This window comes from Marinobacter sp. DY40_1A1 (assembly GCF_016597815.1).
Taxonomy (GTDB): domain Bacteria; phylum Pseudomonadota; class Gammaproteobacteria; order Pseudomonadales; family Oleiphilaceae; genus Marinobacter; species Marinobacter xiaoshiensis.
Map to the genome: position 1 here is coordinate 250,902 of NZ_VCHA01000004.1, position 25,834 is coordinate 276,735.

Below are 25,834 nucleotides of genomic sequence, written 5' to 3' on the forward strand. Positions count from 1 at the left end.
CTAAAAACGCATTGGCGAGGTATCGAAATGGCAACAAGGAAACAATGGTCGGAATTTGATCGTTTGGTTGCCCTCGGGCTTTATTGCGAGCTGCCCTTTGGCAAGTTTCATCAGCACAACCCGCGCATTATTGAAGTCGCACAAAAGCTAGAGCGTTCGCCCAGCTCCGTTGCCATGAAACTGAGCAATCTTGCCAGCTTGGACCCGGTCATCACCGGTTCTGGGCGCAAAGGGTTGGCAGGAGCCTCGCAGGCAGATCGAGAGCTATGGCAGGAATTTAGCGAACAGCCTTCCAAAATCATGCCTGCAATAGCGACGGCGCTGGAGAATCTGGACAGAGTCACTTTCGATGACTCAGAAATTATCGAGTTAGATGACTATCGCGGGGAAACTGCGACCGCAATCATCCAACGTCGAAAGAGCCAAAGCCTATTTCGCAAAGCAGTGCTTTCAGCTTATGACAACCAATGCTGCGTCACGGGCATTGCCGACCCGCGCTTTCTCGTTGCCAGCCATATAAAACCTTGGGCTGAAGACGCGGATAATCGACTGAACCCCCGCAACGGCCTGTGCCTCAGCACCTTTTATGATCGAGCCTTTGATATTGGCCTGATTACATTCTCCGATGATTACGTCCTGATCGTTTCCTCTGAATTGGAAAAACAACAGAGCAACAACCATATTCGAGAGACGTTTTTAGAACGAAGCGGAACCGCGATAGAGCTACCAAGCAAGTTTTCGCCATCACAAGACTTTATGCGCTGGCATAGGAATAACCTATTTATGCAGTGAGCGGCCTTTACGCCCTCTTCAAAATAACACTCATAGGGCTGCTGCCTTCGTGGCTTTGGTAGTCCATTGTTCCGTAGTAGGTAAACGGAGCTGCCTTTTTGTTTAGGAGCTTGTTTCCACGCACGAAAAGATGGATCGTCAGCCCTAACTCTGCATGGTTGATTAATTCCCTGCCACGCTTACTCTCAGGTGTTGTGCTCCTTTGGCTTTGCCAATGGAACAATTTTTCATCAATCCAATGATCCACGTAGCGATGGTTCTCTTCTTTACCTTGTTTATTCAAAGTCACTAACAGTACATGGGCGTTAGCATCGGCCAAGAACACATGCCCGCTCTGCCAATTGCCCGGGTTGAACTCAGCTCCAAATAGCGCCGGAATATCTTCCCGCATAAAGCTTTGCCCCACGGCCAACTCTAGCGGATCAATCACCGCTTCAAGCCGAGCAAATGTCCGAAACTGCTCACTTAGCTCAGGCGTTACCAAAATATCGTCATAGCTTGGATTCTTAGCTTTTAGAACATATTGGCCTTGGCTGGTTTTCTCGACCACACGAAGCAGGTATTGCGTGTCACCGGCTTCATCCATGCGCTCAATGGCTAACGTCTTGCCAGTGATGCTGCCCGCTTGGTCTGGATTGATTTGTTCCAGCAGCAAATAATCGCCGCTGTGAATTGGATTTTTGCCGCCATTCATCGAGTCACCCGATGCTTGCGCGATAAAGTGCCGGCTGGGGTTCAGTCGTCCATAACCTTCGCCAAGATGACGGTACTCTTCGGCTTCAGCGGAACTGCTTCGGAAGTGTCCGCAGGCGATTTTCAATGTAGGGAAAAATGGCAGCTCGGTACCTGGGGCATCATTGCCCGGGAAAGCAGATACATTCTGATCAACGGGCTCTATGTTGCTCCGTGCCTCGTAGCTGGCTAGCCGATAATCCACCAACTCCTGAACCAATGCGGTGAAGGTATCTATCTGGTCACTCTCAAGCGTAATAGCGTTAGTAAAGTGCCCCTCAGTAATCTTGAAGAATCCAGCTGTCTTGGTGTTTTCACCGATCCATGCCCTCACTGGATTCCTTCGCCAATAAGCCTGCCAAGCCTTTGGTTCAGGGTTCTCCCGCATCTCTCCCGGCAGTTCCCCCAACAAAGAGCGCCTACGCTGTAAAACTTTCAAAGACTGGCTGGCTAATGCAGCCAATTCCGGTGGACTGCGCCAGCCATCCAGCTCTTGAAATGCCTCAAGGAGAACCATTTTGAACGACTTGGTCATGGCCGTTTTTTCGAGCTCAGTAAGAAACGCCGTTTGCTGCTCTACAAGCTTAGATTCCGTCTCGTCCAAGTCCTCCATGTGCGCCACTAGCGCAAACCAGTGGCCGAACTGTTTGCGCAATTGGGTGAGACTGGCACCAAAACGATAGAACTCGGTGAGAGTGGGGCGTCGACCCAGAGTATCCCGCAGCAAGCGATAGTCTTTCTCGGTGCCCTCCCCATCCAAAGACTTCAAAAAATCGATCAGTTGCAGGTCGTAATTGATGAAGCAGCCATCTGGTAAATCCAGTTTTTGAGTTTCTGCCTTGCGAGCATACTGCGCCAACTGTCGATGGTTCATGTCCGCGCCCATCAGCGCCTGAGGCTTATGTAAAAAGCCTTGGTGGTTACCAATAAAGTCTAAAACCACCAGCTTGTCTTTGCCTTCTGCTTTACGGAGGCCCCGGCCAAGCTGCTGCAAGAATAGAATTTTCGATTCCGTTGGTCGCAGCAACATCACGGTATCAATGGTCGGTAAATCCACGCCTTCATTAAACAGATCTACCGAAAACAGTATTGCCAACTCACCAGACCTTAGCTGCTCTAAAGCCTCCCCTCGGGACAGCTCAGACCGGCCATGAACAGCAGCGGCAGCAATGCCTCTTTTTTGAAATTGCTCTGCCATGAAGTCTGCATGATTGATCGAGACACAGAACGCCAAAGTGCGTTGTTGCCGGTGCTTTTGCCACACACGCTCAGCATGACGGGCACGGCCCAAAGTGGCGAGTTTGTGAGCCAGTTGATTGGGGTCAAACTTACCGTTACGCCATGGGATTTCGGCGTAATCAACGCTGTCATCGAAAATTCCGTAGTAATGAAAGGGTGCCAACAGCTTACTGCGGATGCCTTCAAACAAGTTGTGGGCATAAACCAGATTGTCGTCGCACAGAGAAAGAATATCCGAGCGGTCAGTCCGATCTGGTGTGGCGGTCAAACCCAACATGAACGTGGGGGCAAAATAGCTCAGCAAGCGGTGATAGGTTGGTGCCGCGGCATGGTGAAATTCGTCCACCACAATGTAATCAAAGTGCTGGGGTGCAAAGCGCTCTAAGTGGGCCTCTTTTCCCAGAGTTTGTATCGAGGCACAGAGCATATCCACAGCCATATCCCGCTGTTTACCCATATAAAAGCCCACACGGCTTTTGGGACGAATGCGGATAAATGTTTCGGCTGCCTGATGTAGGATTTCTTCCCTGTGCGCAACAAACAGAACCCGCCTTGCGCCCATTTGAGCCGCATCAAACGCAGACAGCCAGGTTTTACCCAAGCCTGTCGCCAACACCACCAAACCTCGGCTATATCCTTCAGATCGTGTTTCGCGCAGGGCCTCTAACGCGGCAGTTTGTACCGGCGTTGGCTCTGGTGGATCTTCAACTTCGTGGCTGCCAGCTTCCATAGGGCGAGGAGGGAGAACTCTTCGAGCTTCGTACTCATCAATCCAACCATCTGACAAAGGTAGGGTGTTGCGGTGGCGAAATAGCTCCTCAAAACGGCTCAGCGCTTCAAAAAAGCCGTTATCGCTGGGATAGTCCACTCTGTAGTTCCACTCCAAACCATCCTGAAGCGCTTGGCGGCTGATATTGCTAGAGCCAATAAACGCCGTTCCCTGCCGCGCCGTTTCATTACCAACATAGGTGAAAATATAGGCTTTAAGATGAAAGCTTGAGCCTGCACTTTCATAGACCCGAACTTGCGCGCCCCTCTCTTGCAGTAGCATTAAACTGCGCAATGCTTCCGGGTCGGTGATGTCCATATAATCACTGGTTAGAACCCGAACTCGCGCGGGCAGTTCGTCTCGGCCAAGGGCATTCAGTAAATCGGGGAGCAGCAATTTCAATCCGGTGGATTTTACGAAGGCCACCGCCATATCAATCTCACTGGCTTTATTGATGCTGGCACAAAGGTGCGGAAGGAAATGCTGGTGCTTACCGCCCGTAATCAGCTTGTCGGGCGTTGCGGCCTGCTTATGAAAAACCCCATTCACCCAATACTCATCCCGCCCCGGTCTGCGATCTGCTGTCTGCCAGGTGGCTATCTTCTCAAGCCCCGGTAGAGCACTTGCCCAGCTTTCAAGCTGAGCCTCTGTCGCATCGGTAAAGTGCCTGCCGTTGTGTTCGCGCTGGTGTTCACCACGTTTGAAGCTCAGGTACAGAACACCGCCGGGCTTAATGGCTTGCCATAGTTGGGAAAGTGCTTGGGGTATCTGCTGCCGGGGGAGGTGGAGCAAGCTGGCGCAGGCCCAGATGCCATCGTAGGCCTGATGTTCAGTAACCTGGCTGAACGTGCGAACAGAAACCGGGTGGCTTATGGCTTTGGTTGCCAGGGCAGCCAGTTTTTCGGAGGCATCAAACGCCGTAACGCGGTAGCCACGGGCCAGAAACTCGCGGGAGTCCCGTCCTGAGCCGCAACCTGCGTCCAGAATATGGGCATTTTCAGGGAGATGTGGCAAAAAAGCGTCGTACAGCGCGGACATATCCACATGCAGCGTTTCGTCTATAAATTGCTGCGCGTGCGCGTTGTAGTAGGCAACCGATTGGCTCATGCCGGGCAATGCTCTTTTATTATCGACAGAGCACAATATAAGCGACTGTTTTATAAATACAAACCGTTAAGGCAACTTATGGCCTGCCCGTCTATTTGAATCGCACAACAAGCTCGTGAAGTTCTCCGGCTATATGTTCCAGCCGCTGAACCCGCTCTATTGCCAGCTCCCCTTTTTGCAGGCTATCGGAGCCCAGGCTGGATATGTGCTCAACCTGCTCATTTATCTCATCAAATACTTGGGCTTGCTGCTCTACGGCTGCGGCCATCTGTATCGACATTTCAGCAATGGTGCTAACCGATTTGGCGATCTGCCCCAATGTGGTTTCCGCTTCCAGCATGTGGGCAAGCCCGCTATCGGCCGATTTTTTACCCTCATCGGATGCGCGCACAGAAGCGGAGGTTCGGGAGAGCAGGGCTTCAATTATTCCGTGTATTTCCCGGGTGGAATCTTGCGTTCGTCTGGCAAGGCCCCGCACTTCATCAGCTACCACGGCAAAGCCGCGCCCGTGCTCGCCGGCCCGGGCTGCTTCAATGGCTGCGTTCAGTGCCAGGAGGTTGGTCTGTTCGGCAATCTCTTCAATAATCTTGGCAACGCTGGCGATTCTCTGGGTTTCTGTAGCCAGTTCACCAACCGACTCGCTGATGCTGTGCACTGCCGCTTGCAGGCCTTCAATTCCTTCACGGGTTGTTCCTATTACACTTGCCCCACTATCCGCCAGCTCACGGGATTCTTCTGCTTTCTGGGCCGTGCTCTGAACATTGGCAGACACCTCGGTAATGGTCTGGGATACTTCATGCACAGAGGCCGCCACGTTGCTGATTTCTGACTGCTGTTTTCTCAGGGCTTCGTGGGATTCGTAAGTGACTTCAAGCCCTTGAACCGCGCCGGTTTTCACTTCTCCTGCGGAGTCTTCCAGGCGAGAAAGCACGGCATCCAGATGGGCTTTCTGCGCCATTACGGCAACCTTCATGCGCCCGGTTTCCAATTCGTCGTCGGTAAAGCTGCGTGCGGCGAGGTCGTCGGTAAAGCTTTTATCAAGAAGCTGCATTACGGAGCTTATTAACTGGCGCCGTGAGCTGTGCAGCCAGAGAGCGTAGGTGATCGCTCCAATCAACAGAATAGCCTGGGCTGCCAGAGACTGACCGGAGAAAAAGGTGAGCGCAGCCACAACCACCACGGCAGCCATAAACAAGGTTTGTGGCGCAAATCTTTTGAAGAAAGGTGTATGGACGCTGCCTTGGCGAATTCTGGCGTACTGTTTTTCAGCACGCTGAATATCTTCTCTGGACGGGCAGGAGCGAACCGATTCGTACCCCACAACCGCGCCAGCTTTGGTGATGGGTGTTATGTAAGCGCTAACCCAGTAGTAGTCGCCGTCTTTGCGACGGTTTTTGACCATTCCCATCCAGGGTGTGCCAGCCTGCAGGTGGGACCACAGGTTTTTATAGGCTTCTGGAGGCATGTCGGGATGGCGCACTATATTATGCGGTTTGCCAATCAGCTCTTCCCGGGAGAACCCGCTAACCTCTACAAACGACTGGTTGCAGTGGCGTATTTTTCCTTTCAGGTCTGTGGATGAAATCAGCTTTTGCGACTCTGGAAAGGTGTACTCAACATCTGTGACTGGCAGGTTTTTTTTCACAACGATCGCCTCAGCGTAGCCAACACTATTACTCTAATGTGGTACAGGATCGTCGATGTGTACAATCTTTGCAGTTTGCATATATAAACTTAAAAAATGAGCGTCGGTTCAATAGTCTCCATGGTTGCCGCTATCATTCTCATCATCTAGCAGGGGGTGCTCGCTGATAAAGAACCGGTTCTTACCCGCGCGCTTCGCCTCATACATAGCGGCATCGGCACTTTGCATGAGCCCCTCATTGGTAACGCCCGCGCCGCGAGCAACCACGATTCCAATACTCACACCCACCCGCGCCACCCCTTCAGGCATGTAAACGGGCTCTGCAACTGCCTTGATGATCTTTTCAGCGACTGTTATGGCATTCTCCGGGGCAGATACCTCTGGTAGCAGGATGATGAATTCATCCCCACCCATGCGCGCTACCGTATCTGTTTCTCGAACGCAGTGTTGTAGCCTTGTTGCAATTTCTTTTAACAGGCTATCGCCGGCATCATGGCCAAGGGTGTCGTTCACTTCTTTAAAGTGGTCAAGATCGAGGAACATCAGCCCGAGATAACGGGAATGGCGTCTTGAAAGTGCGATAGCCAGGCTCAGCCGGTCGTCCAGAGCCCGCCGGTTGGGGAGGCCTGTCAGAATGTCCTGATAGGCAAGTGTGTGGATTTTTTCCTGATACTCTTTTATCTCGGAAAAATCCTGAAACGAAATCACCACACCCTCTTCGCCGGTATCGCTGGTTAGCGGAGCAGCATTCAGTATGACCGGTATGGTGGCATTATCTTTTCGACGAAACTCCTCGTCTTTACTGCGATATAGCTCGCGGGTATTCATTACGTTGAGGATGGAACAGCTGGATTCATCTCCCTCATGCACGTGGAATACATCGTGCCCTTGCCTGGCGACGATTTCCTCAGAACTCCAACCCAAGATGCGCTCAGCCTCCGGATTGATATAGGTAACAACACCCTCGCTGTCCATAACGATCAAGCCATCGCCTAGCACGCTGGAGATTTTCCAGAAGCGCCGGGCCTGCTGTGTATTTTCCCGTCTTAGCTCGCGGCGTTTGTGCCGGGAAAACTGAAAGTAGAACACTGCCACCAACAACAGCACAACGCCGGCCAGGTAAAGGCCTACAACCCATGGGTTTACAAAGATTGCCGTCGTTGGCAGTGTACTGTGCGGTAAAAAAGACACGGCCTTCCAGAAGTAATCCTCACTGTCTGCCGTCGAGCCTAACCCCTCAAGTGGCCTAACGGTTTCAAACACGAACAGGCCGTCAGGTGTTTCAACATTGCCACTGCCGCTTTGCAGCATCAGTTGCCATGCTTGCGGGTGCTCGCGCTTGAACGCGGAAGGCAGGCCAAACATGAATCCCCACTCGTTGTTTTTATCCGGGGCGGAAAGCACACCGCCGTCACTATTGAGCAAATACGCGGGGTAGGTTTCGCCCATGCTCTGCTTGAACGTGTCCAGAAGCGACTGCCACAACATGTTGAGAATAACAGCACCTTGTTTTTGACCACTGTCATCGAAAACCGGCACGCCAAACCGAACCATAGGAAGGTACGGGGCATCGACCTTGCCGTTTTCAACATTCAGGTCCAGGGGAGAGACGTACACGTCGCCTTCGGACATCGACATGGTATTGGCAAAATAATAGCGGGTGCTTTTAGACTGCAGTTGATCCTCAGGGGTAACCAGGCTGCGCCCGAACAGATAGTCCAGCCGCACCAACTCAGCGCCCTCGCCATCAAGAAACCGGATTTGGCTGTAGATAGCTTTTTGCTCAAGTAGGACTCGAAAAACCTGTTTTAGCCCGTCTTTCTCAACTTCAGTGCGGGATCGATTGAACGCTTCGGTCGCCGGCATTTTCGATATCACTCGCAGGTCATTTGCGGCGTAATCAAAAATTTGTGTAAGCAGCCCTGAGGTCAATCTTACCTTGGCTTGCTCAGCTATCTTGATATCTGCAAGCTGTTCACCCGCCTGATACCTGAGCACGCCGTATACAATGGCCGTAAATGCCGCAACACAAAGCAAGCCAGTGATCAAAGCTGACTTAACATACCCTTGTTCCTGCTTACCAATTCCAGACATGTGCTACCGGTTGATGTGTGTTTTCAACTTTATAACTGTCGATCGCGCCAATCCAGACAGCTCTTCCGGGCTTTGGTCTGCGTGAGCAATTATCAGCTGTTTCATACTCCGGGCCCAGAACTTATGCAGGTGATCGGCGGCTACATCTGTCACCTTGTCATCATCACCGTAATGCAGGTTGTTAGCAATTATCTGGTCGAGCATTTTAATCAGGTTGTTCAGCTGCTGGTCGCTCACAACGTTTTCTCCTCAGCCGTTGCCGCTCCACAGGTATAGATTACGTGGCGGCCCGGGCGGGCAAATCCGATAAGGTTCATACCGCTTTTTTCGGCCTCGCGAATGGCCAGTGCAGTAGGGGCAGACACTGCCACCAGGCTGCCTATGCCCACGCTGGCGCTTTTTTGTACCATTTCAAAGCTGGCCCGGCTGGAGATCAGGGCAAAGCCTTCTGTGAAGGCTTGATCGCCATGCTCCCGTAGCCGGGCACCAATCAGTTTATCCAGTGCGTTATGCCGGCCTACATCTTCCCGAGCCAGCAGAATCCTGCCATCTGAATCGCACCAGGCAGCGCCGTGGGTTGCCCCGGTTTGCAGTTGTAACGGCTGGTGCTTCTTCAAATGGCTCAGCGCATCCTGCACAGCCTTGTCGCCTGGGAGTGGCTGCGGCGCGACTTGCTCCAGGGTTCGCACCACATGGGCCAGTGATTCCGTACCGCAGAGCCCGCAGCCGGTTCGGCCGGCCATGTTGCGACGCTGCTCGCGCAGGCGGGCATAGCAGTCGCCGGCAATGTGCATGTCTACTTCTATACCGTCTTCGCCCGGTTTTATCTCGATGCTGAAGAGTTGATCCGGCCGCTGCAGAATGCCTTCGCTCAGGCTGAAACCCAGCGCAAAATCTTCTAGATCGCAGGGAGAAGCCATCATCACGGCATGGGACACGCCGTTGTAGACCATGGCGACCGGAACCTCTTCGGCAATCAGGTCTCTTGATCGGGCACCTTCAATACCACCGCGTACACTCACCCTGGCCTCACTCATAGGCGGCAAAATAATTGCGGGTGTATCAGCCATGGCGACCTGCCCCTGGTTATTTGAGAGCGTTTGCATAGCTGTCTCCCTCGCTTTCCATGGCCGGCTTCAGCAAGGACTGCTGGCGCTTGTCGAAGTCTACAAAGTTACGCTGCCAATCCGATGGTTGGGACACTTTTTCTACCTGAACGGCAGTTACCTTGTATTCCGGGCAGTTGGTGGCCCAATCGGAATTGTCGGTGGTGACCACGTTGGCACCGCTGCTGGGGTGATGGAAGGTGGTGTAAACCACGCCTGGCAACATTCGGGTACTCACTTTTGCTCGCAGCACTGTATGGCCAACGCGGCTGCTGATGCCCAGCCAGTCACCGTCTTTTACGCCGCGCAGTTCTGCATCGCTTGGGTGCAGTTCCAGCACGTCTTCTTCATGCCAGTCGCTGTTACTGGTGCGGCGGGTTTGGGCGCCGACGTTGTACTGGGACAGGATTCGCCCTGTGGTCAGCAGCAGCGGGAAGCGGCGGCTTGCGCGTTCTTCGGTAGCCAGGTACTCGGTTACTGCAAACCGGCCCTTGCCGATAGGGAAATCCACCGTGTGCATGGTAGGCGCGCCATCCGGGTACTCATCGTTGCAGGGCCACTGAATGCTGCCCAGTTGCTCCAGCTTGTCGTAATTCACGCCGGTAAACGTGGGGGTTAGCGATGCAATTTCATCCATGATTTCAGATGGATGGTTATAGTGCATGGGGTAGCCCAGAGCGTTAGACAACGCCATGGTTACTTCCCAATCTTCCATTCCCGCAACGGGCTCCATCACTTTGCGCACGCGGTTGATGCGGCGCTCCGCGTTGGTGAAGGTGCCGTTCTTTTCAAGGAAGGTGGAACCCGGCAGCAACACATGGGCGAACTTGGCGGTTTCGTTCAGGAAGATGTCTTGCACAATCAGGCAGTCCAATGCTTTCAGCGCCGCTTCTACATGCTGGGTGTTGGGATCTGACTGGGCAATATCCTCGCCCTGCACGTAAAGAGCCTTGAAGCTGCCAGCGATGGCTGCGTCAAACATATTCGGAATCCGCAGCCCCGGTTCGTTATCGATGGGCACACCCCATACAGCTTCGAAGCGCTCACGCACGGCTTGATCGTTCACATGCTGGTAGCCCGGCAACTCATGGGGGAAGGAGCCCATATCGCAGGAACCCTGCACGTTATTTTGCCCGCGCAACGGGTTCACGCCACCACCCTCTTTGCCAATGTTGCCCGTGGCCAGCGCCAGGTTGGCAATGCCCATCACCATGGTGGAGCCCTGGCTGTGTTCAGTTACGCCCAGGCCGTAATAGATGGCGCCGTTGCCCGCCTTGGCATAAAGGCGTGCGGCTTCCCGTACTTTACTTGCAGGTACGCCGGTAACCGCTTCCATGGCTTCGGGGGAGTTACGTTCTTCCGCAATAAAGGTACGCCAGGTGTTGTGGGCCTCTGTGTCGCAGCGGCTGTTGATGAATTCCTGATCTTCCAGGCCTTCGGTCACAATCACGTGGGCCAGGGCATTCACTATGGCCACGTTGGTGCCGGGGCGCAGCGGCAGGTGCAGGCCTTCCTCGGCATTGGGCGTGTGGACCAAATCAATGCGGCGCGGATCGATTACGATCAACTTGGCACCCTGGCGCAAACGCTTGCGCATCAGTGAGCCAAATACCGGGTGGGCATCAGTTGGGTTGGCGCCAATCACCATGATGGTGTCGGCCTTCATTACCGAATCAAAGGTTTGGGTGCCGGCGGATTCGCCCAAGGTGGTTTTGAGGCCATAACCCGTAGGGGAGTGGCATACCCGCGCACAGGTGTCGGTGTTGTTGTTGCCAAAGGCTGCCCGCACCAGTTTTTGCACCAGATAGGTTTCTTCGTTGGTGCAGCGCGAAGAGGTAATACCGCCAATGCTTTCACGGCCGTATTGGGCCTGAGTGTCTTTGAGTTTTTTCGCTGCGAATGCCAGGGCTTCGTCCCAGGACACGACTTTCCAGGGGTCGTTGATGGAATCGCGAATCATCGGTTCCCTGATGCGATCCTCGTGGGTGGCATAGCCAAAGGCAAACCGGCCTTTCACACAGGAATGGCCATGGTTGGCTTCGCCGCCTTTGTAAGGAACCATGCGCACAACCTGATCGCCTTTCATCTCAGCCTTGAACGAGCAGCCAACACCGCAGTATGCGCAGGTGGTGACTATGCTGTGCTCGGGCTGGCCGGCGTCGATCACGCTTTTTTCCATCAGTGTGGACGTGGGGCAAGCCTGCACACAGGCTCCACAAGACACACACTCGGAATCCATGAACGGGTCGTTCTGGCTGGCCACCACTTTGGAATCGAAGCCGCGGCCTTCTATGGTCAGCGCAAAGGTGCCTTGCACCTCGTCGCAGGCTCGCACGCAGCGGGAACAGACAATGCACTTGCTGGGGTCGAAGCTGAAATAGGGGTTGGAGCTGTCGGTTTCGGCATCCAGATGGTTCTTGCCGTCAAACCCGTAACGCACTTCCCGCAGGCCCACTACGCCAGCCACATCCTGCAGTTCGCAATTGCCGTTGGCCGGGCATGTGAGGCAGTCCAACGGGTGATCGGAGATATACAACTCCATGATGTTGCGGCGCAACTTTGCCAATTTTCCGGTCTGGGTGGTTACAGACATGCCTTCCGCCACAGGCGTAGTGCAGGAGGCCGGGTAACCGCGGCGGCCTTCAATCTCTACCGCGCACAGGCGGCAGGAGCCAAAGGCTTCCAGATTGTCGGAAGCGCACAGTTTGGGGATGTTGATGCCGGCCAATGCCGCTGCGCGTAATACCGAGGTGCCTTCAGGAACCGTGATATCACGACCATCCACCGATATGGATACCAATTCTTCTGAGAGACTGGGCGGTGTGCCCAGATCCCTGGAAAAAGAATCAAAATCCGGATTCAGGCCGTCCTTGCCAGGCTCGTAGCTTTGGGTGCCGGGATCGTAGTAATGCATCATATCAAGCCTCCACCGGGCGCGGACTGGCCATCAGGTCTTCGGGGAAATAGTTCATAACGCTTTGAACCGGGAAGGGGGTCATGCCGCCCATGGCGCAGAGGGAGCCGTCCACCATGGTTTCACACAGGTCTTCCAGCAATTCCAGATTGCTGCTCTGGTTCTCACCCGCACGGATGCGATCAATCACTTCCACGCCGCGCACCGAACCTATCCGGCAGGGTGTGCATTTGCCGCAGGATTCAACAGCGCAGAACTCCATGGCAAAGCGGGCTTGTTCGCCCATATCCACGGTGTCATCAAACACCACCACGCCGCCGTGGCCAATACCGGCACCGAGTGCGGCGAAGGCCTCATAATCCATGGGAGTGTCCCATTGGCTTTCCGGCATGTAGGCCATGAGCGGGCCGCCCACCTGCACAGCTTTCATAGGCCTACCGCTAAACGAGCCGCCACCGAACTCTTCCAGAATTTTGCGCAGGGTCACGCCAAAGGCCAATTCGATCAAACCACCCTGTTTGATGTTGCCCGCCAACTGAATGGGCAGGGTGCCCAGTGAGCGCCCCATGCCGTAATCTGCGTAGGCTTTGCCGCCGTGAGCCATAATGTAGGGCACCGCCGCCAGCGAGAGCACGTTGTTTACTACTGTTGGCTGCCCGAACAGGCCCTTGATGGCGGGCAGCGGCGGCTTGGAACGCACCAGCCCGCGCTTGCCTTCCAGGCTTTCCAGCAATGAGGTTTCTTCACCACAAATATAGGCACCTGCACCGAGGCGTACTTCAAGGCGGAATTTGCGGCCATTGCCACAAACGTTATCACCCAGATAGCCCTGGGCTTCTGCCCTGCGAATGGCTTCTTCCAGCATGTTTTTGGACAGCAGGTATTCCGAACGCACGTATATGAAGCCCAGAGCCGCGCCCACCGCCAGGCCGGCAATCACCATGCCTTCAATCAGCATGTAGGGGTCACACTCCATTACCAGGCGATCAGCAAAGGTGCCGGAATCGCCTTCATCGGCGTTGCACACCACGTACTTTTGCTGCCCATGTGGTTCGTCCAGCACGGTTTGCCATTTGATGCCTGCGGGGAAGGCAGCCCCGCCCCGGCCGCGCAGGCCAGAGGTTTTTACCTCATCAACAATGCCCTGGGGCGTAAGCGCTGCGGCTTTTTTCAGCCCTGCAAAGCCACCGTGGGCAATGTAGTCTTCAATACAGACGGGGTCGGTAATGCCGATTCGGGCAAAGGTAAGGCGCTGCTGTTGCTGCAAGTATGGATGTTGCGTGATATCCCCCAGATACAAGGGGTGGTCCGGGTGCCCCTCAAATAAGCCAGCGGCCACCAGTTCGTCCACCTGGCCAGGTTCCACAGGGCCATAGGCCATTCGGCCATAGGGCGTTTGCACTTCGACCAAGGGCTCCAGCCAGAACAAACCGCGCGAGCCATTACGCACCAAGTGGATATCCAGATTGAGTGTGGCCGCCGCATTCAGCAGCTCTTGTGCCACTCTGTCAGCACCCAGAGAAAGAGCTGTGGTGTCGCAGGGCACATACACTGTTATTGTCATGAGTTTTGCTCCTGCTATTACTTTAGCTGAAGGACAGACGTTGTGAGCTTGTCCGCCAGCTGGTCAAATTTCTGTGGAGTCATTCGCCCGATGGTTTCGTTGTTTATGCGAATAGAAGGGCCACAGGCACAATTGCCCAGGCAATACACAGGCTCGAGGGTGAACTCGTTGTCCGCTGTGGTCTGGTGGTAGTCCACACCCAGTTTTTCCTGAACGTGTCGTTCAAATGCGCGGCCACCCCGCGCCTGGCACGCTTCCGCACGGCATACTTCCAGCAGGTTGCTGCCGGCAGGGCGGGTGCGAAAGTGGTGATAAAAGCTGATAACCCCGTGAATATCAGCGCGGCTCTGCTGCAACATTTCGGCAATGATGGGTACGGCACCCTCCGGCACATAACCAATGCGGTTCTGTATGGCATGCAGAATGGGTAAAAGTGCGCCGGGCTCATGCTGCAAAGCTGCGACTTGCTGACGGATGATGTCAGGGCTCCAGTCCTCGGGCAGGGTCGTCACCGCCGCGCTGTGGTTAGCGTTCTCTGACATATGCATAATTGTTCCTACCTGTTTTTATTCTGATACAGTAAACAAGCTCTCTGCAGCCAAATTAGCACTCCCAGCACACCTAAGGAATATGAACTCGAATGCATAACAAAAAACTGGACATTGTCCCTGCCTGGGTGTTTCGCACCGATGCCGACGAGTTCTTCGAGCCGGTTTTGTTTCGTTTGCTTGAAAACATTCGCGACACAGGCAAGCTAACGGTTGCGGCAGCAACTGCAGGGATTTCATACCGCCATGCCTGGAACCTCCTGAACCGGGCGGCCGACATTCTGGGCCTGCCTCTGGTGATTATGCGCAAGGGCCACGGTAGCCAACTCTCAGCTTTGGGCGAAACGCTGCTGTGGGCAGAGCACCGGGTGAAAGCCCGACTGGGGCCGCAAATCGACAGTATGACGGCAGAACTTAACGATCAGGTTCAGCATCTGCTCGCGGGTGCGCAACCCACTCTGCGCCTGCATGCCAGCCACGGGTACTCGGTGGCACTGCTGCCGGAGTTTTCACAGCAGGTAAACATCAACCTGCAGTACCGGAACCCGGAAGACGCTCTTTCTGCGCTCAATAGCGGTGAATGCGACGTTGCGAGCTTTCACATACCGACCTGCCCGGCACTCGCCCGACAGATTCTCAGCCACTACCAACGGCACCTGAGCGACATCAATCATCGCCTGATCCGTTTTGTTACCCGGCGCGAAGGGCTGATGATGCGCAAAGGTGAGCATGAACACATTCGCACCCTGCAGGACCTGAGCGAATCCGGGCTCAGTTTTGTAAGCCGCGATCGCCATTCCGGCACCCGAGTTCTCTTTAACCTTTTATTGAAGCAGCAAGGCATCGCCGAAAGCCGGATTAACCGCACCCCTCAACAGGAATTTACTCACACTGCCATTGCCGCTTTTGTCGCTTCCGGCATGGCAGAAGTGGGTTTTGGCGTGCAGGCTGCGGCGGAGCAGTTCAATCTGAGATTTATTGAGCTGGCCTGCGAGCACTACATGCTGATCTACCGTCAGGATCGCTTGCCCGCTGCCACTCTGGAGTACCTGACCGCATTGATGAAATCACCGGCACTGATAGACCGCATCAACACGGTGTCAGGATATGAGCCAGACAATCCTGGCGAAATCACCACGTTTGATGCGCTGATTGCCAGATGACATTGAGGAACACTCTTACTTGTCTATCGGGCCCGCGATGGGCAAACTTGAGCTAGCCCACTCGCGCTTCCGCCATTTCCCGGCAAGCAGTCACATACGGAGTTCTGATGGACCCAATGCTCACCCTGGTCGGTGCTCTGATGCTTGTCATCAGCATCCTTTTGAGCCCGCTTTCCAGCCGGGTAGGCATGCCGGTGCTGCTTGTTTTCCTGGCGGTGGGCATGATGATGGGCAAAGACGGCCCGGGCGGCATCGAGTTTGACGATTTTCAACTCTCCTTCCTTGTAGCCAGCCTCGCACTGGGCGTTATCCTGCTTGACGGCGGAATGCGAACCCGGGCAGAAACCTTCCGCGTAGGCCTGAAACCCGCCATGCTGCTTGCCACGGTTGGGGTTGCCATGACCGCACTGGGCGCGGCGCTGGTCGCCTGGCTGGTTTTCGATCTGAGCTGGATGACCGCATTGCTGGTGGGCGCCATTATTTCATCCACCGACGCGGCAGCGGTTTTCTCGCTACTTCAGGGGCGCGGGCTGCACCTGAATGAGCGGGTGAGTGCCACTCTGGAAATCGAATCCGGCAGTAACGACCCTATGGCGATCTTCCTGACGCTGATGATGGTTACCCTGATTGCCAGTGACGGCGACCACGCCATTCAGGATTCGCTTATTCTGCTGTTCAAGCAGTTCAGCATTGGTGGTATTGGCGGCGTCCTTGGCGGCTTTCTGATTTCCGAACTGACTAATCGCATCCGCCTGATGCCCTCACTCTATCCACTGCTGGTAGTAGCCGCAGGCATTCTGTTGTTCTCCGTAATTAACCTGTTGGGCGGCAGTGGGTTTTTGGCGATCTATCTTTGTGGCGTAGTGATCGGTAACCGCAAGGTCAGGATGATGCCGATGATTCTGCAGGTGCATGACGGCCTGGCATGGCTGGCTCAGCTTTGCCTGTTCCTGATTCTGGGCCTTCTGGTGAACCCCTCCGACCTGTTGCCACTGGCGGGGGCGGGCCTGGTACTGGCACTGGCACTGATTTTCGTGATCCGGCCGATCACTGTTCTGGCGACCCTCTGGCCCTTCGGCTTTAACCGCCGGGAGCTGGGCTTTATCAGCTGGGTGGGTTTGCGAGGTGCCGTGCCGATTGTACTGGCGCTGTTCCCGATCATAGCCGGCCTACCGGAGGCACAACTGGTGTTCCATGCGGCCTTCTTTATCGTTCTGGTTTCCCTGCTGGTTCAAGGCACCACAATTACGCCCCTTGCGCGCCTGCTGCGCCTGGAAATCCCCGCAAACGGCGAGCCTTTTCGGCGATTGCCGCTTGATGTACCGGCAGCCGGCGACCACGAGCTCATGCTATTCCCCTTGCGAGGCGAGAACTGGGAATCCCCAAGGGTGCTCGGCCAATTGCGCTTTCCGGAAAACACTGCCGTTGCGGGAGTCTTCCGCAACCAGGTTTGCCTGCAGCCCGAGGCTGATCTGGAAGTGTCCAGTGGCGACATGGTGGCTATGTTTGCGACGCCGAGCGTGCTGAAGGAGCTGGGCAAAGCACTAAGCGGCCGTCACACGCCGAAGTATCTCGCGGAAAGAGCTTTTTTTGGGGACTTTGTGCTGAACGGCGATGCGCTGCTTGGTGATGTAGAGCAGGTTTACGGCATTGAGTTTGATGAGCTGGCCCCGGAGCTGTCGCTGGCTGAGTGCTTTACCAAACGCACCAAGGGCCACCCGGTTATTGGCGATACCGTGGTCCTCGGGCCCGTCACGCTGGTGGCAAGGGCAACAGAGGCCGACCAGGTCACCAAGGTGGGCTTAAAAATGGATAGGGCACAAAACGTGTGACCTATGCACGAGATAGCCATAAAAGTTAACAAAACCCCTTAACATTCCAATGAGCAGTTATGTTATAAACTGAACTGCGTAAAGATTAATCATTGGTAAGCTTAGGATATGGCTATTCCCCGTTTATTACCCCGATTCCTCCTGGCGTTTTTCATTACGGCTTGTGTTCCGGCCTATGGCACAGAGTTGCTGGCCAGAGCCGATACCCACATGCCGGTAGTCAAGGATTCACCAAGCGACTCCCTGGTGGTGAACAAGGTATTGGTGAAAAAAGGGCAACGCCGTCTTTACCTGATGAACGGGGAAGAAGTTGTACGCAGCTATCGCATATCCCTTGGGGATAACCCCGAGGGGCACAAGCTCTACGAGGGCGACCAGCGAACCCCCGAGGGCGAGTACACTCTTGACTGGCGGAACCCCGGCAGCGACTTTTACAAGTCCATTCATATTTCCTACCCTAGCAAAACAGATCGCGAGATGGCCGAAAACTGGGGGTTGAGCCCTGGTGGCAGCATTATGATCCACGGCTTGCCAAATGGCGCCGAGGATATGGCCTTTGCCTATGCCGGACTGGACTGGACCAATGGCTGCATTGCAGTCAACAACCAGGAGATGGATGAAATCTGGCAACTAGTCAACGACGGCACCCCAATTCGCATCCTTCCCTGATGACATCCCCGTGGCACAAGTATTAAGTTGCTGTCACATCCTAAGAAAATATACATATACTGAGTTAACATTTACTCTCAGAGTGTTTTACACTGTTTCACGACTCCGGTAGTCAATGCCTATCGGGCCGCAGCTGTGAAAAAGTCGTCTACACTGACTTTTGGAACATCAGGAAATAACTCGACCAATAAGGGGATTTACAATGCGTAAACTGACAATCGCCGGAATCGCACTGGCTACTGCTCTGACTGCAGGCTGTGCAACTACCGATCAGGGCGCTCTTGACGAAGCAAATGCAACTGCAAGCTCTGCTGAGCAGTCCGCAGACAAGGCACTGAACACCGCTAACAGTGCAGCAAGCGCTGCGCGTTCTGCCCAGCAGACCGCTGACCGTGCACTGGCCGCCGCTAAAGCAGCTCAGAAATCTGCTGACGAAGCAAACGAGCGCGCCAAGCGTATGCTCGAGCGTGCAAGCAAGAAGTAATACTTCTGCTTGAAAGCACGATAGAAAAAGGCCGGGAATCCCGGCCTTTTTTATTGCGTCTGATTCGTCAGAACAGCTTCGCCAATACCGAAACCGGCAGGCGGCGGATAAGGAAACCGATAGGCGTCCAGGGCCAGCCGGGTACAAAACTCTCGCTCTTCCCGGACTCAATGGCTTTCACCATCGCCTTGCAACCGGTTTGTGCATCCACAATGAACGGCGCATTCTTCACCTTCTCATTGATTGCCGTTCTGATGTAGCCCGGATACAGCGTTGTCACCTTGATGGGGGATTTCGCCTTTTTCAGCTCAACCCTCAAGCCCTCTGAAAGCGCCGCAAGGCCCACCTTGGTTGCCGCGTAGGTGTTCACATTACCCGGCATGCCTCGCACAGCAGTTACTGACGACACAGTAACCAGGTGCCCCCGGTTTTGCTCACGGAAAATCTCCATGGCCGCTTCCATTTGCGCCAGGGCGGCAACAAAGTTGGTTTCTGCAGTTTGGCGGTTGGCGTTGAAAGCACCAGTGCCCAGAGGTTGGCCTTTGCCAATGCCGGCATTAACGATAATCCGGTCCAGGGTGCCAAATTCCTCTTGAAAGGCCCGGAACACCTCAAAATTCTGTTCGTGATTATTTACATCAAGAGCACGAATACTGATGGTGATCTGCGGGTATTTACCCGCCAACTCCTCCCTCAGGGCTTCCAGCCGCTCGGTGCGACGAGCGCACAGGGCCAGGTTATCACCTCTGGCCGCAAACTCGCGGGCCATGCCCTCACCAAGCCCGGAACTGGCTCCGGTGATCAGTATGGTGCGCTTCATGAACTCTCCCGTTTTATTGTTAGATGGAAAACCGCACAGTGGTGAAATCAGAAATACAGCTTCTGTTCCGGCTCGGCCGATTCAGGGCTCTGTTTGTCTTTGGGCGTTTTATCCGAAGCCACTCTTGAAACCTGCTCACCAACCATAGTCGGAATACCGTCTGCCTGATCCACCGCCAGCTCTATCGCTTTGCGCTGCACCTCAACACCCGGATATTTCACGCGGAAGGCTTCAACTTCCTGAGTCACTTCACGCCAAAGGCGATCCCTCTCCTGCTGGCTGTAGTCTTCATGGGGGCGGTGAACTTCAAGCCAGACTTCCCCTCCGGAAAGACCCAGTTTTACCGGCTTATTTACGATCTGTACCGATGTTCCCTTGCTCACCTGGTATACGAAACGCGAGATATCTTCGTTGTACATGCGGAAACAACCATGGCTAACAGGCATGCCAACGCCAAACAGCTTGTTGGTGCCGTGAATCAGATAGCCCTTCTCACTCAGCAAAAGAGCGTGAGTTCCTAACGGGTTATCCGGGCCAGGCGGGATCATGCGGGGCAGGAAATCGCCAGAGGCTGCATGCTCGGCACGAATGCTCTCAGGGGGATACCATGCCGGAGATTCCAGAGGCATGGTGACCTTTGCGTCGGCCAGGGGGGATGGGTTCTCAGATGTGCCGACGCCCACTGGATACACCTGCACACCCTTTTCGGTGAAATAGTAAAGCCGGTATTCCGCAAGGTTAATCACAATGCCTTCGCGGCGGGCATCAGGAATTATGTACTGGCGTGGCAGGGTAATGGTGGTGCCTTCACCCGGCAGCCAGGGGTCAACCCCCGGATTGGCTTTCACCAATTCCAGATAGCCCATTGCAAGCTGGCTGCCCACTTCGGCAAAGGTATCCTCATACTGGGTGGTAAACACGTCGAGACGGCCCGCCAGATCCCCCTTGATCTCGAACGTGGGTACACGAGGGCTACGATCCGTTGCCTGTGCAGCAGCAGGCTGCTCAGGTGTGCTTTTTGGTTTTGCAGCCCACGCAGGCTGAACAGCCAGAATCGCCGCCAGCAGAGCCAGTACCGAATACGTTTTAAATCCCATAAATCCCATTCCAGAAAACCCTGCCTCTTAGCGTTCAGTGACAGCCGACACTCTCAGTAGTTCCAAACCACGGATGACAGTGTTGCAACCGCCATAACTGCGAACAAAATACTTGCACAAACCCGGGCACTTGCCAGTGGCAATCTGTCCATCAACCAGTGCCCCGCTATGATAACCGGTATATTGGCCAGCAACATCCCCGCTGTTGTACCGATAACAACCCAGGACGTCTCCGTATAGCGGGCCGCCAGAACAACCGTGGCAATCTGGGTTTTGTCGCCAATCTCTGCCAGAAAGAACATCACCGTGGTTGCGGTGAAGGCACCCATGCCAAGAAATCGCGAGTTTTCACTGTCATCTTTGTCTGGCACTAACAGCCACAAGGCAATTACCACAAAGCTTACGGCAAGAATCCAGGGTAACCAGGCAGCAGGGATCCAGGCAGCCACCCAGGCTCCAAGCCAGGCCGAAAGCGCATGGTTGAGGATTGTTGCAACGAGTATGCCCATGATAATGGGGGTACGCTGGGAGTAGCGAGCAACAAGGAAAAGAGAGAGTAGCTGGGTTTTGTCGCCAATCTCGGCAATGGCAACCGCTACTGTGGAGGTGAGAAATGCGTCCATGGAATCTTCCGGGGCGGATGATCAGACATGAGACAGCCCACCTTCCGCCCTTGGAGGTGAAACTGCCTCAGGTCTTGCCAATTTCACTGAATCCAAGTGAAACACGGTAGCCATGGGGATTGAGCCCCAAGTATGTTGACTACCGTCCGCCCCGGATAACCGATGCGGAGGCTACTCCCCTGAAGAGTTGGACCAATGTTAGTCAATCACGCGGAGTTTGGCAAATCACTAGGCACGCATGCGCCAAACAGGCACCACCGCAACCGCCACAAACACAGCAACCAGCCACCAGGCCGTATGGAACGCATTGATGGTGGGTACGCCACCGCTGTGCTCACCGAACTCAATAGTCAGTGCCACAATGTTCACGCCAAAAGCGCCACCCAACTGACGGGTAAAGTTGATGGTACTGGAGCCTGCGCCCAGCTCTTCGGGTTTGAGCGGGTTCAGTGCGCCTATAGACAAGGATGGCAGCATAAACCCTATTCCTATCCGGCCGAACACCGTCCATAGCGCAAGCCAGCCAAACGCCAGAGTAAGATTGGATAACGCAAAGAGGATAGCCGATGAAGCAAACATCGCCATGCCGAAAATAACCAGTTTGCGGGCATCGCCGCCGCGGTCAGCCAGTTTTCCCGCCAGTGGGAAGGTCATTCCCAAAACAATGCCCGCTGGCAGCATCAACAGCCCTGCCTGAGTAGCTGTGTAGCCCAAGGCCGTTTGAACGTATAGCGGTATCAGGTAAGTGGAACCAAACAGGGCCAACCCCAGTGCCATAGCGCCCAGATTGGCGTAAAGGAAGCTGGGCTTGCGCAGCAGGCCAACATTCACCAGGGGGTGTTCTATGCGCCTTTCACGCAGTACAAACATGAGCAGAAACACCAGAGCCACCAGCCCTTCGAGGGCAACCCGAACCTCCTGGCCACCCAGGTTTTGCAGGCGGTTCAGAGTATCAAGGGCAAACCCGATAGTGGCACCCAGCAACACCAGCCCGGGCAGATCAAAGCGGTAAGGAGCTGGCCGGGTGGCTGGCACCGGCAGAAATCTCAGTGCCATAAATACGCCAATGAACGTGACCGGTGCTGGTGCAAACATTACAAAACGCCAGTCCAGCTGATCCACCAGAAAGCCGCCAAGAACCGGCCCGAGTGCCGGGGCCAGCACCACACCCATGCCATAGATACCCATAGCCTGACCGCGTTTATTGCGGGTAAAGATGCGGAACACCAGGTACATACCCATGGGCTGCATAAGGCCAGCCATGGCGCCTTGGCCAATTCGGGCCGCGATGAGTTGCTCCGGCGAACTGGCAAAACCGCCAATCACGGAAATCACCGTAAACGCAGCCATGGCAACCGCCAGCGTCTTGCGCACGCCGAAGTGATCAAGCAGCCATGAAGAGGCCAGCATGGTGGTGGTCATGGCTGCAATAAACCCGGTTGCCAGCCAGTGCACCATGCCTTGGCGGATATTGAATTCCACCATGATTTCGTGGAGCGCCACGTTCACCACAGTGGCACTCAGCACCGTAGCGATGGTGCCCACCATGACCGTGCAGACGGCTAGCCAGCGCCAGCTGTTACCATATCGGGCCGTCAGCCCCGCAACTGAATTATCACTCAAGTGATTACTTCTGCTTTTCGCCGTTTTCCATGATTCTGTGGAACACCTTCAAGGCAACTGCAATATCGCCCTCGTCCACGCCCTCGAGCATTTCGTCCCGAAGCATGTTGGCGCGGTCGGTGAGGACTTCCATGAATTCACGGCCTGGGTCGGTCAGGTGCAGTCGACGGGCTCTGCGGTCGTTAGGGCATGCCCGGCGCTCAATCAGCCCCTGTTGTTCCAGGCTATCGAGCAGGCGCACAAGTGTCGGGTTCTCAATGGCCATCAATCCGGCCAGTTCGCGCTGGGTCAGGCCTTCACCGCCTTCTTGCAGGTAGACCATTGTGGTCCAGCGAGCCTGGGTAACACCCAGATCTTTCAGGCGTTCGTCTAACAGCTTGCGCCAGCGACGGGTTACCCGGGCGACAGCAAAAGGGAACTGATCTTTCATAACTAATACTCCGTTCCGGGGCCGGATTCGCGCTCCGCGAATCGCGCAGCGCCGACCAAAAGGCTTACATTACAGGAAAGCTACCAATAGTAAGCTAACAATTGTATTAAAAATAGATGTAAACGCAAAACAGAATCGGCAAAAAATACAGATCCTGTGAGTCAGCCCGTTTGGCGCAGGGACTCTTCATGCATTTCTTCAACCTCGGGGGACTCGCAGAACTCTGTATTTCGCGGATCGAGTTCAGTAAGCACAGAGGATGTTTCCGGCATAGCCGGCACATAGTGCTCCTGATCTTCTACTGCCACGTCTTCTGTGTAGGTAATGCGCAGGGATGTAACGATGGCAAGAACCAGCAGGAACCCGGCGTTGCCCAGGAACAAACCTTTCGGACCCAGCAGGTTGATCAGTTCAGCCATCACAATAGGACCAATCACGCTGCCAACACCATAGCTAAGCAGCAGCGTGGCACTGGCCGCCACAATACGTGTGCTTTCCATACGGTCGTTGGTGATCGCCACGGAGATCGGGTAAATCGTTGCCGAAAGGCCAGTGAACGCGCCAACAAGAAGCGTTAGCTGCCAAAGGTTATCTGCACCGGTAAAGCTGACACCAACCGCTGCAAGTGCGGCAAAAGACACCACCCAGAACATTACACGGCGACGATCAAAGCGGTCACAAAGCCGCCCCAAAGGCCAAGCCAACAGCATGGCTGCAATAATAGCACTGGTCATAAAGGTTGAAGTTTTGGCGACATCAAGCCCCATCAGGGTGGCGTAAACCGGCCCCATGGCATAAAACCCACCAATTAGCACGCCACAGATCAGGGCGCCGGCAACACCGGTGAACGACTCTCGGGCCAGCGTGAAAAAGGAGATGCGCTGCACCTGTTCAATAACCGGCGCTTCCATCCGCGTTAGCGACAGAGGTACCAACGCCAGTGTCAGCAAGATTGCAGCAATGGAAAACGGCATGAAGTTGGCGGGGTCGCCCACGTTGATTATGAGCTGACCACCTGCAGCAGAAAGGTAAAAAACAATCTGGTATACCGCGAACATTGCCCCGCGATTGCTGTTGCTCGCGCGGCTGGAGAACCAGCTTTCAATAACGACCAGAACACCAGCAATGGTAAAACCAGAGAGCACACGCAGGAGCGCCCAGAACACCATCGATATCGCCATCGGGTACATTAGTGACGTTACCGCCGCAATCGCTGCAAATACGGCAAACGCGCGTATGTGCCCAACACGGCCGATAATATGGTGTACGTAGAGAGTGCCCAGAACAAAGCCGATGGAATAGCACACCAGCACCCAGCCGATGATGTCGGGCGAAACCGCTTCAATGCTCAGGCGAATACCCAGCAACGTCATCAGAAATGCATTTCCGCTGACCAGCAAAACGATGCTCAAAAGGAGAGCTGAAAGAGAGGCGACCATTCGGGTCATGGCGGAAACTCCGGGGGTTTCTAACAAGCTATTACAGCAGCCCTTTGCGGGCCTGACTACTAAGCACTTCCCGAAGCCGAAGAAGGCCTCAAAGCATACCAACAAGCGGCCATGGCGACGTTTTACAATATTTTACATTAATGTGCCGTAACAGACCCGCAAGTCCATAGGAGGTAACATCAATAATCATTATTCAACGAAACCGTGAGCGCCTGGTTATGAAAAAAACGGACTGGCCCATCCGATGGGATTTGCTGCTTCGCTACCGTCTCATCGAAACCATCGCACTGTGGGAAGGTCGCCTTACGACAAACCACATTTGCCACAGCTTTGGCATCGGCAGGCAGCAGGCATCCAAGGATATCAATACATACCTGCGCGAACTCGCTCCGGGCAACCTTGTTTATGATCGCCATCTCAAGGGCTATGTGCCATCTCCCCGCTACCAGCCTGTAGTAACCCGCGGGCATGTCAGCGAGTACCTGGATCTTCTGGCCCGCCAGCAAAGCCTCAGCAGCACATTTGAAGCCCTGGATATCGGCTTGCCAGACAGTACCGTTGTATACAGCCCCAACAGAGTCATTGCACCCGAAACCATGCGCGCTGTGGTAACAGCAACACGCCATGGCAGGCAACTCCGGGCCAGCTACTCCTCACTGAGCCGCCCCGAAGCCGTAGAAGGTATTCTTGAGCCACATACTCTGGTGTGCACAGGTGATAACTGGCACCTGCGAGCCTGGTGCGATTCCAACCGGGAGTTCCGGGACTTTGCCCTCAGCCGTTTCCATGCTGCACCTGTGGCCCTGCGGCAAAAAGCCAAGCACTCGATACAGCAGGACGAAGACTGGAACCGCACGGTTACCATGTCCATCTCCCCGGATCACCGCCTTACCGAAGCACAGCAAAAAATCATCGAGCTGGATTACGGCATGGAACATGGCTGCCTGGAAGTTGAGACCCGCGCGGCTCTTGCACCCTATGTGTTATCGCGCCTGGGCATCACTCTGGATAACTACCACCCCGACCCCCTCGTTCAGCAGCTTGAGCTGACCAATCCGGACCACCTAGGGTTTGGCAGCAAACGTGAGCGTGCTCTGAAAGCCGTTGCGGGCCTCCGTTAACCGTTAAGCGAGCA

The 25,834-nt window shown here is 54.7% G+C and carries 20 protein-coding genes and 1 riboswitch; of the genes, 6 read left to right on the plus strand and 14 right to left on the minus strand.

Features of this window, described 5'->3' with window-relative positions; all coding sequences use genetic code 11:
- Positions 1 to 27 precede the first annotated feature (27 nt).
- Positions 28 to 792 (plus strand): HNH endonuclease, encoded by a 765-nt coding sequence (locus FFI61_RS12035; RefSeq protein WP_200370685.1) that lies wholly within the window; start codon positions 28 to 30, stop codon positions 790 to 792.
- Positions 793 to 799: 7 nt separating this feature from the next.
- Here the strand turns inward: FFI61_RS12035 and FFI61_RS12040 are convergent, their stop codons facing one another.
- From FFI61_RS12040 to FFI61_RS12075, 8 genes are all read right to left on the minus strand, one after another.
- The gene (locus tag FFI61_RS12040; protein WP_200370686.1) at positions 800 to 4,639 is read right to left on the minus strand and encodes a DUF3427 domain-containing protein; all 3,840 of its coding nucleotides are present in this window, start codon (positions 4,637 to 4,639) and stop codon (positions 800 to 802) included.
- Positions 4,640 to 4,730: 91 nt separating this feature from the next.
- Positions 4,731 to 6,284, minus strand: coding sequence for a PAS domain-containing methyl-accepting chemotaxis protein (locus FFI61_RS12045; RefSeq protein ID WP_200370687.1), 1,554 nt, complete (start codon positions 6,282 to 6,284; stop codon positions 4,731 to 4,733).
- A gap of 108 nt (positions 6,285 to 6,392) precedes the next feature.
- The gene (locus FFI61_RS12050) at positions 6,393 to 8,378 is read right to left on the minus strand and encodes a diguanylate cyclase domain-containing protein (protein ID WP_200370695.1); all 1,986 of its coding nucleotides are present in this window, start codon (positions 8,376 to 8,378) and stop codon (positions 6,393 to 6,395) included.
- A 3-nt stretch (positions 8,379 to 8,381) separates the two neighbouring features.
- Entirely contained in the window at positions 8,382 to 8,615 is a 234-nt protein-coding gene (locus FFI61_RS12055) for a formate dehydrogenase subunit delta (RefSeq protein WP_200370698.1), read from the minus strand.
- On the minus strand, positions 8,612 to 9,484 hold the full coding sequence (gene fdhD, locus FFI61_RS12060; protein ID WP_200370699.1) for a formate dehydrogenase accessory sulfurtransferase FdhD: 873 nt from the start codon (positions 9,482 to 9,484) through the stop codon (positions 8,612 to 8,614). The genes FFI61_RS12055 and fdhD overlap by 4 nt, the downstream gene beginning before the upstream one ends.
- Positions 9,465 to 12,401: a formate dehydrogenase subunit alpha gene (gene fdhF / locus FFI61_RS12065; RefSeq protein ID WP_200370702.1), complete on the minus strand. Its 2,937-nt coding sequence runs from the start codon at positions 12,399 to 12,401 to the stop codon at positions 9,465 to 9,467. The genes fdhD and fdhF overlap by 20 nt, the downstream gene beginning before the upstream one ends.
- Before the next feature lies 1 nt (position 12,402).
- The gene (locus tag FFI61_RS12070; RefSeq protein ID WP_200370704.1) at positions 12,403 to 13,962 is read right to left on the minus strand and encodes a formate dehydrogenase beta subunit; all 1,560 of its coding nucleotides are present in this window, start codon (positions 13,960 to 13,962) and stop codon (positions 12,403 to 12,405) included.
- 17 nt (positions 13,963 to 13,979) lie between these two features.
- Positions 13,980 to 14,504 (minus strand): formate dehydrogenase subunit gamma, encoded by a 525-nt coding sequence (locus FFI61_RS12075; RefSeq protein WP_227714869.1) that lies wholly within the window; start codon positions 14,502 to 14,504, stop codon positions 13,980 to 13,982.
- Positions 14,505 to 14,602: 98 nt separating this feature from the next.
- On the opposite strand from FFI61_RS12075, the gene FFI61_RS12080 reads away from it, so the two are divergent.
- The 4 genes from FFI61_RS12080 (at position 14,603) to FFI61_RS12095 (ending at position 18,658) form a co-directional block, all read left to right on the plus strand.
- Complete coding sequence (locus tag FFI61_RS12080) at positions 14,603 to 15,673, plus strand: substrate-binding domain-containing protein (RefSeq protein WP_200370708.1); 1,071 nt, start codon at positions 14,603 to 14,605, stop codon at positions 15,671 to 15,673.
- 107 nt (positions 15,674 to 15,780) lie between these two features.
- Positions 15,781 to 17,505: a potassium/proton antiporter gene (locus FFI61_RS12085; protein ID WP_200370710.1), complete on the plus strand. Its 1,725-nt coding sequence runs from the start codon at positions 15,781 to 15,783 to the stop codon at positions 17,503 to 17,505.
- A gap of 108 nt (positions 17,506 to 17,613) precedes the next feature.
- A complete protein-coding gene (locus FFI61_RS12090; RefSeq protein ID WP_200370711.1) occupies positions 17,614 to 18,174 on the plus strand; it encodes a L,D-transpeptidase family protein in 561 nt (186 codons plus the stop codon).
- A 202-nt stretch (positions 18,175 to 18,376) separates the two neighbouring features.
- Positions 18,377 to 18,658, plus strand: coding sequence for an Lpp/OprI family alanine-zipper lipoprotein (locus tag FFI61_RS12095; protein ID WP_200201509.1), 282 nt, complete (start codon positions 18,377 to 18,379; stop codon positions 18,656 to 18,658).
- A 67-nt stretch (positions 18,659 to 18,725) separates the two neighbouring features.
- On the opposite strand, the gene FFI61_RS12100 is transcribed toward FFI61_RS12095, so the two are convergent.
- The 6 genes from FFI61_RS12100 to FFI61_RS12125 all read right to left on the minus strand — a co-directional run bounded on the left by FFI61_RS12100 (position 18,726) and on the right by FFI61_RS12125 (position 24,699).
- Entirely contained in the window at positions 18,726 to 19,478 is a 753-nt protein-coding gene (locus FFI61_RS12100; RefSeq protein WP_200201510.1) for an SDR family oxidoreductase, read from the minus strand.
- Positions 19,479 to 19,525: 47 nt separating this feature from the next.
- Positions 19,526 to 20,584, minus strand: coding sequence for a L,D-transpeptidase family protein (locus tag FFI61_RS12105; RefSeq protein ID WP_413785033.1), 1,059 nt, complete (start codon positions 20,582 to 20,584; stop codon positions 19,526 to 19,528).
- A gap of 44 nt (positions 20,585 to 20,628) precedes the next feature.
- Positions 20,629 to 21,198, minus strand: a complete 570-nt coding sequence (locus FFI61_RS12110) for a TMEM165/GDT1 family protein (protein WP_200370713.1) — start codon at positions 21,196 to 21,198, stop codon at positions 20,629 to 20,631.
- 80 nt (positions 21,199 to 21,278) lie between these two features.
- A riboswitch (yybP-ykoY riboswitch) is annotated at positions 21,279 to 21,388 on the minus strand.
- Positions 21,389 to 21,426: 38 nt separating this feature from the next.
- Positions 21,427 to 22,821 (minus strand): DHA2 family efflux MFS transporter permease subunit, encoded by a 1,395-nt coding sequence (locus FFI61_RS12115; RefSeq protein WP_200370715.1) that lies wholly within the window; start codon positions 22,819 to 22,821, stop codon positions 21,427 to 21,429.
- A gap of 4 nt (positions 22,822 to 22,825) precedes the next feature.
- Positions 22,826 to 23,251 carry a MarR family transcriptional regulator gene (locus FFI61_RS12120; RefSeq protein WP_200370717.1) on the minus strand — a complete coding sequence of 142 codons (426 nt, stop codon included), beginning with the start codon at positions 23,249 to 23,251 and terminating at the stop codon, positions 22,826 to 22,828.
- Positions 23,252 to 23,412: 161 nt separating this feature from the next.
- Complete coding sequence (locus FFI61_RS12125) at positions 23,413 to 24,699, minus strand: MFS transporter (RefSeq protein WP_200370718.1); 1,287 nt, start codon at positions 24,697 to 24,699, stop codon at positions 23,413 to 23,415.
- Positions 24,700 to 24,917: 218 nt separating this feature from the next.
- Between FFI61_RS12125 and FFI61_RS12130 the strand changes: the two genes are divergently transcribed.
- Positions 24,918 to 25,820 carry a helix-turn-helix transcriptional regulator gene (locus FFI61_RS12130; protein ID WP_200370725.1) on the plus strand — a complete coding sequence of 301 codons (903 nt, stop codon included), beginning with the start codon at positions 24,918 to 24,920 and terminating at the stop codon, positions 25,818 to 25,820.
- Positions 25,821 to 25,834 lie beyond the last annotated feature (14 nt).